The organism is Hydrogenoanaerobacterium sp. (assembly GCF_032017025.1).
In the GTDB taxonomy this organism is placed as follows: domain Bacteria; phylum Bacillota; class Clostridia; order Oscillospirales; family Ruminococcaceae; genus Hydrogenoanaerobacterium.
Genome location: NZ_DALZQO010000009.1, coordinates 25102 through 44138 on the forward strand (window position 1 = coordinate 25102; position 19037 = coordinate 44138).

The 19037-nt window shown below is 49.1% G+C and carries 18 protein-coding genes; 16 read left to right on the top strand and 2 right to left on the bottom strand.

Annotation, left to right across the window (positions count from 1 at the left end):
* From RTV33_RS07175 to RTV33_RS07220, 10 genes are all read left to right on the top strand, one after another.
* Nucleotides 1-214: hypothetical protein (locus RTV33_RS07175; protein WP_312642948.1), on the top strand; the 214-nt coding region annotated here is incomplete at its 5' end.
* Nucleotides 215-476: 262 nt separating this feature from the next.
* The gene (locus RTV33_RS07180; protein ID WP_312642950.1) at nt 477-791 is read left to right on the top strand and encodes a hypothetical protein; all 315 of its coding nucleotides are present in this window, start codon (nt 477-479) and stop codon (nt 789-791) included.
* Nucleotides 792-833: 42 nt separating this feature from the next.
* The gene (locus RTV33_RS07185) at nt 834-1877 is read left to right on the top strand and encodes a V-type ATPase subunit (RefSeq protein WP_312642951.1); all 1044 of its coding nucleotides are present in this window, start codon (nt 834-836) and stop codon (nt 1875-1877) included.
* 89 nt (nt 1878-1966) lie between these two features.
* Nucleotides 1967-3898: a V-type ATPase 116kDa subunit family protein gene (locus RTV33_RS07190; RefSeq protein ID WP_312642953.1), complete on the top strand. Its 1932-nt coding sequence runs from the start codon at nt 1967-1969 to the stop codon at nt 3896-3898.
* A gap of 51 nt (nt 3899-3949) precedes the next feature.
* Nucleotides 3950-4384 (top strand): ATP synthase subunit C, encoded by a 435-nt coding sequence (locus tag RTV33_RS07195; protein WP_312642955.1) that lies wholly within the window; start codon nt 3950-3952, stop codon nt 4382-4384.
* A gap of 109 nt (nt 4385-4493) precedes the next feature.
* Nucleotides 4494-4802 (top strand): V-type ATP synthase subunit F, encoded by a 309-nt coding sequence (locus RTV33_RS07200; RefSeq protein ID WP_312642957.1) that lies wholly within the window; start codon nt 4494-4496, stop codon nt 4800-4802.
* 30 nt (nt 4803-4832) lie between these two features.
* Nucleotides 4833-5444, top strand: a complete 612-nt coding sequence (locus RTV33_RS07205) for a hypothetical protein (protein WP_312642959.1) — start codon at nt 4833-4835, stop codon at nt 5442-5444.
* A 10-nt stretch (nt 5445-5454) separates the two neighbouring features.
* Nucleotides 5455-7203: a V-type ATP synthase subunit A gene (locus tag RTV33_RS07210; RefSeq protein WP_312642960.1), complete on the top strand. Its 1749-nt coding sequence runs from the start codon at nt 5455-5457 to the stop codon at nt 7201-7203.
* A 21-nt stretch (nt 7204-7224) separates the two neighbouring features.
* The gene (locus tag RTV33_RS07215; RefSeq protein ID WP_312642962.1) at nt 7225-8622 is read left to right on the top strand and encodes a V-type ATP synthase subunit B; all 1398 of its coding nucleotides are present in this window, start codon (nt 7225-7227) and stop codon (nt 8620-8622) included.
* Between the two features lie 18 nt (nt 8623-8640).
* Nucleotides 8641-9264, top strand: a complete 624-nt coding sequence (locus tag RTV33_RS07220) for a V-type ATP synthase subunit D (RefSeq protein ID WP_312642963.1) — start codon at nt 8641-8643, stop codon at nt 9262-9264.
* Between the two features lie 44 nt (nt 9265-9308).
* Here the strand turns inward: RTV33_RS07220 and RTV33_RS07225 are convergent, their stop codons facing one another.
* Nucleotides 9309-12731: an FtsX-like permease family protein gene (locus RTV33_RS07225; RefSeq protein WP_312642964.1), complete on the bottom strand. Its 3423-nt coding sequence runs from the start codon at nt 12729-12731 to the stop codon at nt 9309-9311.
* Nucleotides 12732-12733: 2 nt separating this feature from the next.
* Nucleotides 12734-13438 (bottom strand): ABC transporter ATP-binding protein, encoded by a 705-nt coding sequence (locus tag RTV33_RS07230; protein WP_312642965.1) that lies wholly within the window; start codon nt 13436-13438, stop codon nt 12734-12736.
* Between the two features lie 188 nt (nt 13439-13626).
* On the opposite strand from RTV33_RS07230, the gene RTV33_RS07235 reads away from it, so the two are divergent.
* From RTV33_RS07235 to RTV33_RS07260, 6 genes are all read left to right on the top strand, one after another.
* Nucleotides 13627-14850, top strand: coding sequence for a YibE/F family protein (locus RTV33_RS07235; protein ID WP_312642967.1), 1224 nt, complete (start codon nt 13627-13629; stop codon nt 14848-14850).
* 125 nt (nt 14851-14975) lie between these two features.
* Nucleotides 14976-15806, top strand: coding sequence for an Mrp/NBP35 family ATP-binding protein (locus tag RTV33_RS07240; RefSeq protein ID WP_312642968.1), 831 nt, complete (start codon nt 14976-14978; stop codon nt 15804-15806).
* Nucleotides 15807-16089: 283 nt separating this feature from the next.
* Entirely contained in the window at nt 16090-16329 is a 240-nt protein-coding gene (locus tag RTV33_RS07245; protein ID WP_312642970.1) for a FeoA family protein, read from the top strand.
* A gap of 63 nt (nt 16330-16392) precedes the next feature.
* Nucleotides 16393-18411 (top strand): ferrous iron transport protein B, encoded by a 2019-nt coding sequence (feoB, locus tag RTV33_RS07250; RefSeq protein ID WP_312642972.1) that lies wholly within the window; start codon nt 16393-16395, stop codon nt 18409-18411.
* Nucleotides 18412-18453: 42 nt separating this feature from the next.
* On the top strand, nt 18454-18630 hold the full coding sequence (locus tag RTV33_RS07255; RefSeq protein ID WP_312642974.1) for a FeoB-associated Cys-rich membrane protein: 177 nt from the start codon (nt 18454-18456) through the stop codon (nt 18628-18630).
* Nucleotides 18631-18645: 15 nt separating this feature from the next.
* Nucleotides 18646-19029: a metal-dependent transcriptional regulator gene (locus RTV33_RS07260; protein ID WP_312642976.1), complete on the top strand. Its 384-nt coding sequence runs from the start codon at nt 18646-18648 to the stop codon at nt 19027-19029.
* Nucleotides 19030-19037: the final 8 nt, after the last annotated feature.

A 19037-nucleotide genomic window follows, 5' to 3' on the forward strand; every position in this document is an offset into this window, starting at 1 on the left:
TATTCGGGCAAGCAATGTCGCCCAGGTAATTGCACAAACCGGGGTAAAATGGGTGCATTTTGGGGGTACAAGCTACTGTGAAGACACGTCTACGCGGCTAAACCCCGAGCTGAATTTTGGTACCTCGGTGCTTCCGCCCAATGAAAGTTATCTCGCTGTTCATGAAAGAACGGCTTCAAATATCATTTCAAATATTGAGCCTGCCGGGTTGTAATTCTCACGGTAAAAAATAGAAAAGAAGCATATCCATTTAAAGAAAACGCCAGGCTCTTTAGCCATGGCGTTTTTTGCAAATTGCTTATTGGGAGATTCTCGGTAAATACTATTAAAAAATCAACTTTTGGAGGAAGATAATTAAAGCAGTTTCACGATTGCATAATTTAATCAATAGGTATACTATTAATTATGCATTTTTAAGATTGCTGCCCGTTGTCAGGTTTTGGGTGCAATTAAAAATAACAGAACAGGGGTGAGGAATGGTGGATGATATAATCAAGGCGCTAATTGACATTGACAGAAAAGCCCGCGAGACGGTTCAGGCTGCAAAGGATAGACGCAGCGAAGTGAAAGCAGCAATCTCGCAGGAAAAAAGCGAGGTTCACGAAGCCTATCTCAAGCGGGCAAATGAACATATCGAAAAAATGAAGGAGCATGCGCAGGAGGAAGCCTCACAGCAGCAGCTCAGCATTGACGAAGCGTTTCGGGTGTCGGCGGCTGCACTTGAAACCCAGTTTGATGAGAAAAAAGACAAGTGGGTGGACGAGATCATTTGCCGCTGCAAACAGATTTAGGTGTGAAATCCCGTACGATTAGAGCAGAAAGGGGGGGAGAGCATGCTGAAATCCTTTTCCGACAAAGCGATTATGACGAAGGCCTTGTCGATGTATGGTAAGCGTATCACAAACGAGCAGTACATGGAGCTAATGCATAAAAAAACAGTTGCCGAAATAGCTGCTTATCTGCGGGACACAGCGGGCTATAGTGAGGCGCTTTCGGGTGTTCAGCCTACAGCGATTCACCGCGGGCAGCTTGAGATATTGCTGCGCAAGGAGCGCTTTTCGCGTTACCTGAGATTGATGCACTACGACAACGCGCAGCGGGACAGTTACTACCACTACCTGATTATGGAGATTGAGATTGAACAAATTTTGCAGATGATACAGCTACTCAACTCAAACCGTGCAGAGGAATACATTACCCAATATCCTGCGTTTTTAGAGCGCAGCACGCGTGTGAATTTGATGGAACTTGCAAAAGTACGCAGTTACGATGGCCTGCTGCATGTGCTGGGGGACACCCCCTACGGTAAGCTGCTTTTGCAGTGCCGGCCATTGGGTGGCGAATTAATCGACTACACTAAGTGTGAGGTTGTTTTGATGTCCTACTACTATCAGCACGTGGAGGATATTATTGACCATTCGTTCCATGGCAAAACACGTCTTCATCTGCATGAAATCTTCCAGACGCATCTGGAGCTGCTGAATATCAGCAACATTTATCGTCTGAAAAAATATTTCCCCGAAACCAAGCCTGAGCAGATTGCAAAGTGTATTTTACCTGTGTGGAAGCGTATTCCTCAAAAAGAGCTTGACCGGCTGATTGCAGCACCATCCGCAGAGGAGTTTTTGAAGGATATTGCCGCGTCGCCCTATGCCAAGTTTGTGGGCAGCGACGATTTCACCTACATTGAATACACCGCAAACTGTATCAACTATTATATGTGCCGGCGGTACCTGCGTTTTGCAACCGACGCGCCTACTGTGTTTACCGCGTATATGGCACTTTGCCGTATTGAGCTCAATAATATTACAACAATCATTGAGGGCGTACGTTATGGTGTTCCCCCAAGTGAAATAAAGAAAATGCTTATTTTGTGAAATACTACTCATAGCGCGAAATAATTTTAAATTGATCAAACCAAATTGGTTTTGAAGCGGCATTTTGCCGCAGAAAGGTGGTGTGATAGATGTCAATTGAAAAAATGACGCTGGTTCAGATCACCGGACATGTAGATGCTCTGGACGAAGTGCTGCGAAAATGCTCCGATCTGGGGCGGTTTCACCCCGAGCAACCGGCACAACTCAGTGATAAGGTAGGCGGTTTTACCCAAATGACCGAGGAAAACCCCTACAAGGTACGACTAAACCGCATTATTGACATTGGGCTCAGCGCGGGTATTCCGTTAAAATACGATGCATCTGTCAACAAAAGAATTGCAACGGATGCTGTAGACCATTTTTTAAACAGCTTTCATGAGGAGCTTGCTGTACTAAGCGAACGCAAGCGTGCACTTACAGCTACAATCGAGCAGGGGCAGAACGCACTGGTACAGCTTCGCCATCTTGCTACATTGGATGTCAGCCTTGATGATCTGTTTGCTTGTGAATTTCTCAAAATTCGTTTTGGGCGAATTCCAATCGACAGCTATAAGAAGCTTGCCTATTATAAAGACCGCTTGTTCTTCTTTATGAGCCTTTCAGAGGGCAGCACCTACAACTGGGGTATGTACATCACTACGCTGGGGCATGAGGCAGAGGTAGACGACATCTTTTCTTCCCTCTACTTTGAGCGCATTCGCATACCGGAGGTGCACGCAACCCCGGGTGTAGCAAAACAGATGTTTGAAGAAACCCTTGCAAAAGATAAGGCTGAGCTTGAGCAGGTAAACAACCACCTAGTGGAGCTTGTAAAGGAGAATCAAGAGAAGTTTCTTGATATCTACTCAACCATCCGTTTTCTCAACGAATCGTTTGATTTACGCCGCTACGTCAGTGCTTATAAGAACCAGTTTCATCTTACCGGGTTCTTGCCCGTGCGCGATGAAAAGTCGTTTGCGGCAAGCATAGAGACAATTGCACATGCACACGTCGAGTTCAAACCGCATGACAGCGATAAAAGGCTGGTGACACCCACCAAGCTACGCAACTGCCGGTTGTTCCAGCCATTTGAAATGTTTGTTGATATGTACGGTACGCCGTCTTACAACGAGATTGACCCTACGCCGTTTGTAGGCATCACCTACACGCTGCTGTTTGGTATTATGTTCGGCGATGTGGGACAGGGGCTGGTAATTGCACTGCTCGGTGCACTTTTGTGGAAGTTTAAGAAGATGAGCCTTGGCAGAGTAATGACACGCATTGGCATTTCTGCCGCGTGCTTTGGTATGGTGTACGGCTCGGTGTTTGGCATGGAGCACCTGCTCGACCCGTTCTACACCAACGTCTTGGGGCTTCACGAAAAGCCGGTGGAGGTAATGAATCCGCTTACTATCAACAATCTGCTTCTCTTTGCAATTGGCTTGGGCATTCTGCTCATCATCATCTCTATGGCAACTAATATCATCATCGGTTTAAAAAACAAAGATTTTGAAAAAGCAATATTTTCAAACAACGGCGTTGCCGGAATGGTGTTTTACGTTTCTATCCTCATCGGCGTGCTTTCTATGTTCACAGGCGGTGAGAGCCTGTTTACCCCCGCTTATATTCTGGCATTTATTGTAGCGCCCATTCTGGTCATCTTTCTCAAGCATCCGCTTGGTAAGCTTGCCAAGGGCAATAAACACATTAAGCCGGAGGACGGCATCGGCAGCTTTATTCTTGAAGGCGTCTTTGAGCTGTTCGAGGTGGCTTTAAGCTTTGTTACCAACACTATGTCGTTTTTGCGTGTCGGCGGCTTTATCATCAGCCACGCCGGTATGATGGCGGTTGTTATTACCTTGACGGAAATGATGACCGGTTCCGGCAGCATTGTGACTATGATTATCGGCAATGCTTTTGTTATGGCGTTGGAGGGCTTTATTGTGGGCATTCAGGCACTTCGCCTTGAGTTCTACGAAATGTTCAGCCGTTATTTTGAGGGACAGGGCAAACCGTTCCGCCCCATTGTTATCGGCGAGTAACCTAAAATATTAAACAGACAATAAAAAACAATCTATTTGGAGGGTATATTTATGAACAGCCTAATGTTTATTCTTCCCGCACTGGTCGTTGCGTTAATCGCAGTTCCCCTGGTCTCGGTAGCAAGAGGTGTTAAAACCGGAAAACAGGCGAAAAACAGAGTGATTGGCAACCTTTGCATGTTCTTTGGTGTTTGCCTTTGCGCGTTTATCTTTCCGCTGAGTGCATTTGCAGCAGAAGGCGGCGCTGTAGCTGCCACCATTATGGGCACTTCTGCACAGGGCATGGGCTTTCTTGCAGCTGCATTGGTAACCGGTCTTGCGGCAATCGGTGCAGGTATTGCAGTTGCTGCTGCGGCGCCCGCGGCAATCGGCGCGGTATCCGAAGATCCGAAATCTTTCGGTAAAGCAATCATCTTCGTTGTACTTGGTGAGGGTATTGCAATTTACGGTCTGCTCATCTCCATTCTGATTATCAACAAACTTTAAGAGGCAGCCCCCAAACGCGCTTATGCCGACCAGGGCGTAAGCCGAGGCGGGCGAGCGGTAAAGAGAAACAAACGGTAAATTGCCGGTTTTTGAAGGGCGATGATGACTTATGAAGATGTATTTGATCAGCGATAATATCGACACCTGCATGGGTATGCGCCTTGCGGGAATTGAGGGTGTGGTGCTGCACGAGCGTGATGAAGTGATTGCAACCGTACGCCGTGTTTTTGAAGACCCAACAGTCGGCATCCTGCTTATTACAGAAAAACTTGCAGACCTTTGCCCCGAGATGATAAGAGACCTCAAGCTCAACCATAAAAAGACGCTGGTGGTGGAGGTACCGGATAGACACAGCGGCAGCCGTGCAACCAGTGCTCTTGAAAAGTATGTAAACGAGGCAATCGGCGTAAAGATGTAGTGCGCCAAAAAACGAAAAGGTGGCGAGCAAATGGCAGAGGCAAATAAAGAAGAAAAACGAAAGCTTGGCCGGTTCGAAGAAGAAATTATGGGTGACGTGGCGCAGATCTGCAAAGAGGTTGAAGATGAGATTGAAGCCTACCGCACCGGTGAGCTTGGCAAGCACGAGGATGATACCCTTGCCGAAACCTACCATATCATCCAATCCGAGGTGTCTGAAATCTCGGTGGAGGGAACAAAAGACTTTTCACGCAAAAAGATGGAGCTGAAAAAAAAGCTCTATGTTAAGCGTGATGAATACAACAAGCTGATTTTTGCCGAGGCAAGAATTAAGCTGGCCGAATTTACCAAAACTGCCGAATACAGTGCGTTTTTGAGGGGCAAGGTGCAAAAGCTGGTTGACAGCCACGGCTGTGCCGGTGCAAAACTGTGCCTCAAGGCGGATGACCTGAAATATGAAACAGAGCTGCGTAAAATTTGTGGCGATGCACTGCTTATTGAGGCAGATGAGCAGATTCTCATCGGGGGGGCAAAGCTTGTAAATGAAGCAAAAAGCTTTATTTCCGATGAAACGCTGGATGCAGCACTTGAAGAACAAAAGGAATGGTTTGCGGCAAATTCGGGCTTTATCGTAACCATGTGAGGTGAAAACATTGAACAACGTGATCTATTCCATCAACGGCCCTGTTGTGACCGTAAAGAATGCCACCGATTTTGAGATGCTTGAGATGGTGTACGTCGGTGAAAAAAGGCTGATTGGTGAGGTTATCTCCATCACCAGTGCGGCAACCACCATTCAGGTATATGAGACCACCACAGGGCTAAAGCCCGGCGAGCCTGTTTATGCTACAGGTTCACCCTTGTGCGCTACCCTCGGTCCCGGTATCCTCTCCAATATCTTTGATGGCATTGAGCGCCCGCTAAGAGATATTAACGAGCGTTCCGGTGCTTACATTGACGAGGGCTGTAACATTTCGTCGCTCGATGAACAACGCATGTGGGACGTAACGGTTTGCGTACATGAGGGCGACACCGTACAGGGCGGACAGATTTATGCAACCTGCCCCGAAACCGAGCTGATTGAGCACCGCTGCATGGTTTTGCCCTCGCTTTCGGGCAAGGTGACTTTTGCGGCAAAAAATGGCCGCTATAAAATCGACGATGTGATTGTAACAATAGAAGATGAGCACGGAAAAGCGCATGAGCTTACCCTGTGCCAGCAATGGCCGATCCGTATAGCGCGCCCCACCAGAGAGCGCTTGCCCATATCGCAGCCGCTGATTACCGGGCAGCGTGTAATCGATACCATGTTCCCCATTGCGAAGGGTGGCACGGCGGCGGTTCCCGGCGGCTTTGGTACAGGCAAAACCATGACACAGCACCAGCTTGCAAAATGGTGTGACGCCGATATCATTGTCTACGTAGGCTGCGGTGAGCGCGGCAACGAAATGACGCAGGTACTCAAAGAGTTCAGCGAGCTGATTGACCCAAAATCGGGTAAAAAGCTGACGGCGCGTACCGTATTGATTGCAAATACTTCGAACATGCCGGTTGCGGCGCGTGAGGCGTCTATCTACACCGGCATTACGCTGGCGGAATATTACCGCGATATGGGTTACCACGTCGCCATTATGGCGGATTCCACCTCCCGTTGGGCAGAAGCTCTGCGTGAGATTTCCGGCCGTTTGGAGGAAATGCCTGCGGAGGAGGGCTTCCCCGCATACCTGCCCTCGCGAATTTCGCAGTTCTACGAGCGTGCGGGCTACATGGTAACACTTTGCAACAAAGAGGGTTCGGTATCCATCATCGGTGCTGTTTCCCCGCAGGGCGCAGATTTCTCCGAGCCCGTTACCCAAAACACCAAGCGCTTTGTGCGCTGTTTCTGGGCGCTCGATAAATCTCTCGCCTATGCGCGTCACTATCCCGCAATCAACTGGAACACCAGCTACAGCGAGTACATTGACGATTTGGCAAAGTGGTACAACACCAACGTGGATAGAAGCTTTCTCGGTAAGCGGCAGCAGATAGCGTCGCTGCTGCATGAGGAAAACGAGCTGATGGAAATTGTCAAGCTGATTGGCTCCGACGTTCTGCCGGATGATCAAAAGCTGGTTATTGAAATTTCTAAAATCATTCGCGTGGGCTTTTTACAGCAGAATGCCTTCCATAAGGATGATACCTATGTTCCCCTGCAAAAACAGCTTAAAATGATGGAGGTTATTCTCTATCTTTACGATAAGTCAAAGGTTATTGTGCAGGCGGGCAGATCTCTTTCCGAGGTGATTGAAACAGGTGTGTTTGCAAACCTTGTAAAGATGAAGTATGAAGTGCCGAACGATCATCTGGACCAGTTTGACCGGTACTTCAAGATGATTGACGAAGCATTTTTCCATCTCGATTAAACGAAAGGACGGATTAGTACTATGAGTCTTCAATTTGTGGGACTAAGCGAAATAAACGGCCCTCTCGTTGTGCTGGACCATGTCCCTGCGGCAGGGTATGACGAGATGGTGGAGCTTAGATTAAAAAACGGTGCTGTACGTCTGGGACGTATAGTGCAGATAGAGGGTGAGCGCTGCGTTATTCAGGTGTTTGAGGGCACCAACGGAATCTCACTTACCAATACCACCGTGCGCCTGCTTGGTCACCCCATGGAAATGCCGCTTTCGCCTGAGATTTTGGGCAGAACGCTTTCGGGTGCAGGTAAGCCGATCGACGGGCTGGGGGAGATTTATGCCCAAAAAAGGCAAGACATCAACGGAAAACCGCTTAACCCCGTGGCAAGAACCTACCCCAAAAACTACATCAACACCGGTATCTCCAGCATCGACTGTCTGATGACGCTGATTCGCGGGCAAAAGCTGCCTATTTTCTCGGGCTCCGGTATGCAGCACAATAAGCTGGCGGTTCAAATTGTGCGTCAGGCAAACATTGCCGAGGAATCGGGAAAAAAATTCGGTATCGTGTTTGCTGCAATGGGTGTAAAAAACGACGTCGCCGATTACTTCCGGCGTTCATTTGAGGAATCGGGCGTTATGGATAAGGTTGTCATGTTCTTGAACCTTTCCAACGATCCTATCATCGAACGTATTCTAACCCCGCGCTGTGCGCTTACCACCGCAGAATATCTTGCATTTGAGCTGAACATGCACATTCTGGTGGTTATGACGGATATAACCTCCTACTGTGAGGCACTGCGTGAGTTCTCATCCTCCAAGGGTGAGATTCCGGGCAGAAAAGGCTTCCCGGGTTACCTCTACTCCGACCTGGCATCGCTGTACGAAAGAGCAGGGGTGATTGATACCGCAGAAGGTTCTGTTACCCAGATACCCATTCTGACTATGCCCAACGACGACATCACCCACCCTGTGCCCGACCTCACCGGTTATATCACCGAGGGGCAGATTGTGCTTGACCGTTCGCTCGACCAGATGGGTGTTTATCCGCCCATTTCGATTTTGCCGTCGCTGTCGCGTTTGATGAAGGACGGTATCGGCGAGGGATATACCAGAGCCGACCACTCAGCGGTTTCCAACCAGCTGTTTGCAGCCTATGCCAAGGTGCAGGACGCAAAAGCGCTGGCGTCGGTCATCGGCGAAGAGGAGCTTTCGGATACCGACAAGCAGTATATTCGCTTTGGAAATGCATTTGAGCACCACTTTATCAATCAGGGCTTTACCGATAACCGCAGCATTGAACAGACGCTAGACCTCGGCTGGCGGTTGCTGTCGCTGTTACCGCGTGAGGAGCTTGACCGTGTTGAGGGCGAGCTGCTCGACAAATTCTACAACCCTGAGGACGCCAAGGAATTATTGGCTTAAAAAGGAAGGTGAGGATGCATGAACCAACAGGTGTTTCCAACCAAGGGCAACCTGATCGCGACAAAAAAAACGCTCTCGCTTTCTACCATGGGCTTCGATCTGCTCGATCGCAAGCGGAACATCCTCATTCGTGAGATGATGCTGCTCATCGATAAATCTAAGCTGCTGCGCCGCGAAATTGATGGAACCTATGAGCGGGCATATCGCGCTTTACAGCGTGCGAATATGACGCTTGGCGTCATCGAAAACATTGCGCAGGCCGTGCCCGTTGATGATGGAGTGAAGATTCATTTCCGCAGCGTTATGGGCGTGGATATCCCCATTGTGAGTTATGAAGATAAGGAGTGGGGGCTCTCTTACGGCTTTCTCGATACCAACTCGCAGCTCGATTATGCTTACCGCTGCTTTCGCCAGGTGAAGAAAATGACGGTGCTGCTGGCAGAGGTAGAGAACAGTGTATTCAAACTGGCAACTGCAATTGTAAAGACGCAGCGCCGTGCCAATGCGCTGAAAAACGTGGTAATTCCCCGTTTGGAAGCTACTACAAAGTTTATCACCGATTCACTTGAGGAAAAAGAGCGTGAAGAATTCAGCCGCCTAAAAGTGATTAAGGCGACCAAAACGAAAAATATAGATCAATAAAAAAGAGGATGCTCAAACGGGCATCCTCTTTTTGACTATAAAATTTACTCTACCGACTTCAGCGATTCGACCATACTTACCTTTTTAAGCTTGTAGTACATTGCCCCGTTAACAATAAAGGCAAACAGCATGGTGATGGCACCCGCAAGCACAAAACTCAGCGGCTGAATATTTCGCCCAAACATCATCATATTCACCTCGGCGGTAACAATGACGAACCGGTGCAGCAGTACGCCGCCAAACAGCCCTGCAACCATCCCCATAAGCGTAAGAAGGATGTTTTCTCGGAAAACATAAGCCGAGACCTCCTTGTCGAAGAAGCCGAGTACCTTGATGGTGGCAATTTCACGTATGCGCTCGGTGATATTGATGTTGGTGAGATTGTAAAGCACCACAAATGCCAGTGAACCCGCCGAAAGAATGAGTACCAGCACCACATAATCGAGACTTTTGAAAACATCGTTAAAGGTAGCGCGTGTGTCAGCGGTAAAGCTTGTGAGCAGAATATCGTCGCTGCCCAGTAGAAAATGCGAAAATGCGTCGCGGTTTGCCTTGTCCGAATCATTCATCACGCTGAGCAGTGTGTTGTAATCGGGGGCGCTGCCGTACAGGCTTTCGTACAATGCGGGGGAGATATAGGCATAGTGCCCCGCATAATTTTCGGTGATGCCCGCGAGCGGCACGGTGACTGATTTGTTATCGCTGTCGCGCAGGGTGAGGGTGTCTCCCATTTTGGCACCCAAAAGCGTTGCGGTTTTTTCGGAGACGATTACGCCTTGATCGGTGAGCGGTATGGGTGAGCCGCTGATACGATCGCGGAAGACCACAAAATCGGCCGTGTTATCCGGCGATTCAGGTACAAACAGGTTACCGTTTGCCTGCTTGTCACCCAGCAGAATATCATAGCTTTTTTGATAAACCAAAGTGTTGTTTTTGCTGTATTCGCTGCTGCTCACCAGTTGCATCACAGAATCCTTCTCTGCTTTGCTCAAGTCCGAATCCAGCACCGCAAGTACATCGTATTTGAAAATATCGCCGAACTGTTTGGTGACGATATTGGAGATGGAATCCTTTACACCAAAGCCGGTCAGCATCAGCGCGGTGCAGCCCGCAATCCCAATCACCGTCATCAGCATTCGCTTTTTGTAGCGCAGCAGGTTACGGATGGTAACCTTTTGCGTAAAGTTCATATGGTTCCATACAAACGGCAGACGTTCTAACAGCACACGTTTGCCGTTTTTCGGCGCTTTCGGGCGCATTAGTGTAGCGGGCACGGATACCAACTCTTTATAGCTTGCAAATACCACGGTAGAAACCGTAACAAGCACTGCCGCTGCGGTGGCGACTATGGCATAGTCCCATTTGAACGGTGCAATAAGCGGCGGAAGAATGTACATCATTCCGTATGCGTCGTAGATAACCCGGGGAAAGAGCTGAAAGCCCACCATAAGCCCCGCGGCACTTCCGGTAAAGCTGGCGGTAAGTGCATAAATTAGGTACTTTGAAACAATAGAAAGGTTGCTGTAGCCCAAAGCTTTTATCGTACCAATTTGTGTTCGCTGCTCCTCAATCATGCGTGTCATGGTGGTGAGGCAGACCAGCCCTGCCACCAGCAGAAAGAACACAGGGAATACCTTGCTGATTGCCGCAATGCGCTCTGCGGCATCGTCATAGTCGGCATAGCCGGGGAGGTCGTCCCGATCTTGAACAAACCACTCGGGCAGGCTAAACTCGGCAAGGTCCGCTTCGGCATCTGCAATTTCTACCCTTGCATCTGCCAGCTCACGGTCCGAGTCGCGTTTCCCGTCGGCATATTTGGTTTCCGCATCCGCAATTTGCACCTTTGCGTCGGCAATCTCTGCTTTTGCATCGTTTATCTTCTGCAAGCCCTCCGCCTTACCGTCTTTAAACTCGAGCTCCGCATCGGCGAGCTCTTGCCTGCCGTCATCCAGCTGCTTTTTTGCATCCTCAAGGGTCTTTTTCGCTTCGTCAAGCTCTTCGTAGCCAAACGCAATGAGGTCTTCAGCGCTTGCAATCTTTTGGTTCAGGCTTTCAGCGGTGACATCGGGCAGAGAAATCTGCCCGCCTGTCATAGCGCTGAGCTGCTCTTCCATCTGCTTTTGTGCAGCCTGCACACCGCCTTTGAAGGCGGCGATATACTGCGCTCGCATCGGGTTTTCCACGGGGGTGTTGGCGATAGCAAGCAGCAGGTTTGCCAGTTCGCCGCTGAGCGGGCGAATTGCTTCGGCATATGCCATAAGCTCCTGGGGGCTTGCTGTATCTGCCGCGAGCGTTGCGTCACCCAGCAGATCGTAGCTTTGCTTGAGTGACAAAATCTGCGGTATGGCGCTGTGCAGCTGCTCAAGCTGCTGCTCTGCCGCAGCAAGCTCTTTGAGCGCCTTGCTTTTTTCTTTTTTATATGTTTCGTAGCCGTCACGGTATTCCTCGGTAGCGTCGGCTATTTTTTGCCGTGCCTCCTCAAGCTCGGTTTCAGCCTCGGCAATCTGCTTGTAATAGTCTCGCTCTTTTTCGGTGAGCGTCTGAATACCGTCGGCAAGCTTTTTCTTGGCGTCTTCAATTTTTTGGTGTGCATCTGCGAGCTCGGTTCTTTGAGTTTCTTCACCCTCTGCAAGCTCCTGTCTTGCATCGGCAAGCTTTTCGTTTGCTTCCTGCAATATTTCGTCGTAGCGGGTCTGTACGCGCACGTCGCCGAGCGCCTCCAGCTTGGTTTGCAGGCTGGCAACAAGCTCATCGTACTGCGGCGAAAAGCTGGAGATACCATCTTTACTCTCTGCGGTAACGTAAAGGTTGGTGTAAACCTCTAGATTAAAGTCTTCGTTTGGAATCATCACAAACCGCTCGATTTTACCGTTGCCGATGTTGGAGTTGCCGCGTTCATACGTAATATAATAGGGGGTACGCACAAACCCTACAATCGTATAGGTGTCGGTTCGCAGTGTTTCCGAAATAGAATCCTGCTTTGCATCGAAAAAAAGCGTTATCTGCTGCCCCAGCTCAAACTGCGCTGCAGAAACGTTGTTTAAATCCACCACACATTCCCCGCTTTTTTCAGGCAGTCTGCCCTCCAAAACGGTGGGGCGGTTCATATATGCCGGGTCGTTTGAGTCTGGCTCGATGGGGATGCCATGTACCTTGACGACGGCGTTTGAGCCGTTTGTATTCACCAGTGCATCGGTGGTGTAGGCGGGCATTACCGCGCCCACACCTTCGGTGCCGCGCACAGTCTCAACGTCCTTGTCGTTAAATCCAATGGTCGAAAGCAGATGCACGTCAAAAAGATTGCCCTCGCTGAAATACACATCGGCAGTGTGTTTCATGTCGGGGCAGGTTGCTTTTAGTCCCGCAAAAAAACCTACGCCGATTGCAATAATGGCGAAGATGGAAAAAAAGCGATTCTTGGTGCGCCAAAGCTCACGAAAGGTGTCTTTCAGCATTGCTTTTTTCACAGTTACCATTCAATCCTTTCAACAGGGGTAGGGGCGTGGTTGGTTGTCATTTCCTTTACACGGCTGTTTTTAATTTTTATCACACGGTCTGCCATAGGGGTAATTGCCTGATTGTGCGTGATGACGATAACCGTCATGCCGGTGCTGCGGCAGGTATCCTGCAGCAGCTTGAGTATGTTTTTGCCGGTAAGGTAGTCCAATGCGCCGGTAGGCTCGTCGCACAACAGCAGCTTGGGGCGTTTGGCCAATGCGCGCGCAATTGCAACACGCTGCTGCTCACCGCCCGAAAGCTGCGCGGGGAAATTGCTCAGGCGTTCGCCCAAGCCGACTTCGCGCAAAACCTCATCCGCAGGGATTGGGTTTTTGCAGATTTGTGCGGCGAGTTCAACATTTTCGCGCGCAGTAAGGTTTTGCACCAGATTGTAAAACTGGAATACAAACCCGATGTCGTACCGGCGGTAGGATGTGAGCTGTTTGGCGTTGTATTTGCTGATGTCGTTACCATCGACCAGAATCTCTCCCTCGTCGCAGGTGTCCATTCCGCCCAGCATGTTCAGCACGGTGGTTTTGCCCGCGCCGCTGGGGCCAACCACAACCGCAAACTCACCCTTTTCAATATTCAGGGTAATGCCGTCTGCGGCATGAATGGTCACCTCACCCATATGGTAACGTTTATATACATCGCGCAGTTGCACGAAGCTTTCCATAAAAATTCTCCTTCTATCTTAACAATAATACTCTATTATCATACTACCATTCGGCCGAATGAGTTGCAATAAAGTAATTCTGCCAACGTTTTAAACTTTTCGTTAACAAACGTGTTCTGGTGCAGTTTCCCTTTGAGATTGGCACAGCAGTGTGATACAATATGTGAGTTAAATCGAAAGGCGGGATAATGTTGAAACTTAATTTAAAAATAGAAAAGCACACACGAAACCGCGCGATTGTATATGTACTTACCGTGTTGTTTTCGATATTATTTATCTACTTTGGCAACGGGTTTGCGTCGCAGGGGATGACTCTTTTCGAGGGCGCGAGCATGGAAAAGCCTGTGAAGGCACAGGTGGTGGAGGTGCAGGAGCCAAGAACCGACAGCTATTCGCTGGACGAGGGTGAAACCTCGGTGCAAAACATTTATATCGATTTTTCAGCACGGATTTTAAACGGTTGGCAAAAAGGACAGGTTGTGGAGTGCAACCAGACGATTGACGGCTTTACCCCCATTGGCAACAAAGAGGTTGAGGTGGGTGACCGTGTGCTCATCTTTCATTCCGACCCATCGTCTGCCAGCAGTATATGGATGTTCTGGGATTATATTCGCACGGATACCTTGCTGATACTGGGGCTTGTGTTTATGGCGCTGCTGCTGTTGTTTGGTAGGGGGAAGGGTGTAAACACCATTATCTCGCTGGTATTTACCTGCCTTGCGGTATTTCTAGTGTTTATTCCTTCTATTTTAACAGGGCGTAACGCTTACATTTCATCCATTGTAGTGTGCCTGTTTACCATTGTTATGACCCTGCTGATTGTAAACGGAGCAAATGCAAAGGGGCTTGCGGCGGGTGTTGGCTGCCTTGGCGGCATTTTGGTGTCGGGGGCGCTGACGCTGATTATGGATTACTTTTTAAGGCTGACAGGGCTTGTGGATGAAGAATCGATCTTCCTTTTGTACATGGATACCCCCAAGCCGATTGATTTGAAGGCGATTATCTTTGCCGCAATTATTATTGGTGCGCTGGGTGCGATTATGGACGTTGCGATGTCGATTGCTTCGTCGCTCGCGGAGGTGCGCGACATTATGGAGGTACCCACCTTTGGCGCGCTGATGAAATCGGGTATTCAAATTGGGCGCGACATCATGGGTACCATGGCAAACACCTTGGTGCTTGCATACATCGGCAGCTCGCTTTCAATGGTGCTGTTGCTGATTGCTTATAATAATTCTCTGCTTGGGCTGCTCAACAAAGAAATGATTGTGGTTGAAATTTTGCAAACTCTTGTGGGCAGCATGGGTATACTATTTACAATACCATTAACCTCAGCAATCTCCGCATTTGTCTATACACGCGCGGGCGGCAATCACCAAAAACCTGCACAAGGCATGCAGGAGATAGAGTAAGCGGTATTTTGCTAAAAATTATGGGCGGTGCCTTTAGATAACCACCGTTCGCCCAGCCTTGACAATTCCCACCAAAAAAACTAAAATAAAAAGCATACGTAAAACCAAAGGAGATGCAAAATCCAATGAGCGAAGAATGTACCCATGATTGTTCCAGTTGCTCGCAGAATTGCTCCAGCCGCGAAAAAAGCCCGGCAGATTTTCTGGAGCAGCCACATGAATTAAGCTGTATCAAAAAAGTGATTGGCGTAGTAAGCGGCAAGGGTGGCGTTGGCAAAAGCCTTGTCACCGGTATGCTTTCGGTGCTGATGCGCCGCAGAGAGTTTAACGTAGGCGTGCTGGATGCGGATATTACAGGCCCGTCGGTGCCCAAAATGTTTGGCATACATGAGCGTGCATGCGGTGACGAAGCGGGCCTTTACCCTGTAAAAACCAAAACAGGCATCGATGTGATGTCGGTGAACCTGCTGCTGGAAAACGAAAGCGACCCCGTTATTTGGCGCGGCCCCGTAATTGCAGGCACAGTAAAGCAGTTTTGGACAGATGTCATTTGGAATGACGTGGATTTTATGTTTGTGGATATGCCCCCGGGAACCGGAGATGTGGCGCTGACCGTGTTCCAATCCATCCCGGTAGACGGTATCATCATTATCACCTCCCCGCAGGAGCTTGTCTCGATGATTGTTGAAAAGGCAGTCAACATGGCGAAGATGATGAACATTCCCATTCTGGGTTTGGTTGAAAACTACAGCTACATTCAGTGCCCCGATTGCGGCAAAAAGATGCCGGTGTTCGGCGAAAGCCACATCGATGAAGTTGCAGAGAAATTTGGGCTGGAGGTTCTCGGCAGGCTGCCGATTGACCCGCAGCTTGCTAAAAACTGCGACGGCGGCGTAATTGAGCTGTTTGAGGGCGATTGGCTTGACAAAGCGGCAGATAAGATTGAAAATTTGTAGAATTGAGTTGCAATTTTACAAATTGTATAAAAAGCGAAGCGGAATAGCTTCGCTTTTTTGTATCCGCTTTTGTTCTGTTTCACATAATACACAAATTTGTAGGGTTTTTAACCGTATTCTTTTCTTAGTCAGGCTTGTCCTTATATTGACAAAATCCGATATTGGAGCTACAATAAATGTTAGATACGGATAACATTTTGTTATCCGAAAAACAAGCCGCCAATGTTAGTTTTGGTTAACAAATTTTAAGATTTATAAAAAAGACAAAAGGGGATTTACCCATATGAATAAAAAGGATAGAAGCCTGAAGGATCTGCGCCCAGGGCAGAGCGCAAAAATAGTTTCGATTGGCGGTACAGGCGCTTTAAAACGCCGCCTGATCGATATGGGGCTCACCCCCGGCTGCGATGTTTTTGTGCGCAAAATGGCACCGCTCGGCGACCCCATCGAAATTAACATTCGCGGCTATGAGCTTTCTCTGCGCAAGGATGATGCCAAAAACATTCTTCTATTATCAGAATAAGCAGCATACCTGGAAATGGACGAGTTTAAAGCGGCTGCGACGCCGGAGAAAGGCTGAAACGATATGAGCTATACAATTGCATTAGCGGGTAACCCGAACTGCGGTAAAACCACCCTGTTTAATGAGCTTACCGGCTCGAACCAATACGTTGGCAACTGGGCGGGCGTAACTGTGGAAAAAAAAGAGGGCAAAGCGAAGCACAACGGGGTTGAGCTCTCCATCAACGATTTGCCGGGTATTTACTCGCTTTCTCCTTATACTATGGAAGAGGTCTGCGCACGGGATTATATTATGAACGAAGACCCCGACGTCATCGTTGATATCATCGACGGTACCAATATTGAGCGCAACCTGTACCTCACCATTCAGCTGATGGAGCTGGGCAGGCCGATGGTGATTGCCGTAAATATGATGGATGATGTGGAGCAAAAGGGCGAGCACATCGACTGTGCAAAGCTTGGCGAGTTGCTGGGTGTACCGGTTATCCCCATTGTGGCACGTAAGGGAGAAGGGATTAAAGAGCTGATGGATGAAGCGGTAAGTATTGCCGCCGGCACACAACAGCACCATAAAATTAAATACGATTACCAGACGCAGAACGCACTGAACGATATTCTGCTGATTCTGCTCGAGAACAAAAACACCTCCGACCACCACATCCAGTTTTATGCAAGCAAGCTGCTTGAGGCAGATGAATCGATTGCAAAGCTGCTCAAGCTGACGGACAGCCAGCGCAAACGCATTGAGGATATTATTGTACGCTACGAGGCTACCTCGCAGTACGGCGACCGCGACACTATGCTTGCCGACGCGCGGTACAAATATATTACCGAGCTGGTGGGCAAAACGGTCATCAAAAACACCACCCCCGGGTTTATGACCAAATCAGATAAGATCGACCGTTTTATCACCAACCGAGTTCTGGCACTGCCGATCTTTTTGTTGGTGATGTTCCTGATGTTCTCAGCGGTGTTCGGCCCCGTCGGGGAGGGGCTTAAGGCAGTGGTGGAGTGGCTGGTAAACGGCTTGCTCACCCCGGCGGTAGAACAAATTTTGATTTCGGCAGATGCACCGGCATGGACCTTCAGCCTGATAATCGACGCGGTTATCGGCGGCGTTGGCGGAATTCTGACGTTCCTGCCGCAGATTATGCTGCTGTTTCTGTTCCTTTCCATTTTGGAGGACAGTGGCTATATGGCGCGCGCGGCGTTTATTATGGACCGGCTGCTGCGCAAGCTGGGGCTTACGGGAAAATCATTCATCCCCATGCTGATGGGCTTTGGCTGTACTACCCCCGCGGTTATGGCGGCACGCACAATGGAAAACGAGAAAGACCGCAAGCTTACCATTATGCTTACCCCGTTTATGTCGTGCGGTGCAAGGCTGCCGATTTATGCGCTGTTTGCGGGTGTGTTCTTTGAGGAGCATCAGGGCCTTGTGGTATTCTCAATGTACTTGCTTGGCATTGTTGTAGCAATTGTAGTGGGGCTTATTTTGAAGAATACCCTGTTTAAGGGCGAGGCGGCACCGTTTGTAATGGAGCTGCCCACCTACCGCATGCCAACGCTTAAAAGCACGATGCTGCATATGTGGGATAAATGCAAGGGCTTTTTGGTTAAGGCGGGAACAGTCATCTTCTCAATGAGTATTCTCGTGTGGATCATGCAAAATTTTAGCTTTTCGCTACATATGGTGGATGACAGCTCTGCCAGTATGTTCGGTCAAATCGGCGCCTTCATCGCCCCTGTTTTTATTCCGCTCGGCTTTGGCACCTGGCAGGCGGCGGTTGCACTGCTTGCGGGTGTTGTAGCAAAAGAGGCGGTGGTTAGCACCATGAGTGTGCTGTATGGCGCGGGTGGTTTGGCACTGCAGGGTATTTTAGCTACGCAGTTTACTCCACTTTCGGCGTATGCGTTTATGGTGTTCAGCCTGCTGTACATGCCATGCATTGCGGCGTTCGTATCCATCCGCCGCGAAATGAACTCGCTGAAATGGGCGCTTGCCACGGCACTGATGGAAACGGGAGTAGCTTATGTGGTTGCACTGCTGGTTTATCAGATTGGCAGTTTGTTTGTGAAATAGCCCACGCAAAGCCGCGGGCTGATAGAAAAGAGATGTTTTTGAATGGCAAAATATATTATTATCGGTATTTGCATTCTGTTAATTGTATTGGCACTGCTGCTGTTTATACGCAACCTTCGCAATATGGCAAAGGGCAAATGCTGCGATGGATGCGAAGGCTGCTCACAGCGCGGCTCTTGCAGTGCGGCCCCTAACGAGGAAGAAAACAAGGAAAAATAAAAAGGGGAGCTATTGATGAGCGTGATTCGAGAAGCAGGCGAAGATTACCTTGAAGCAATTTTGCAAATTGAAAATGAAAACGATTGTGTGCGCTCTGTCGATGTTGCAAACCGCCTTGGTGTGTCGCGCCCCAGTGTCAACAAAGCAATTGGTATTTTGCGTGAGGCAGGCATGGTGGAGCAGCAGCCCTACGGTGACATTCGGCTAACCGAGCAGGGGCGGGAGCGTGCGCAGGTAGTGTCTCGCCGCCATGCGCTGATCAAAGGCTTTCTTGTTGAGGTACTGCGGGTGGAGGAGAGTGTAGCCGAGCAGGATGCTTGCAAGATGGAACACGCAGTGAGCGACCAGACGATGACGCGCTGGGCGCAGTTTGTAAGCGGATACTTGGAAAATGAATAAAAGGATGA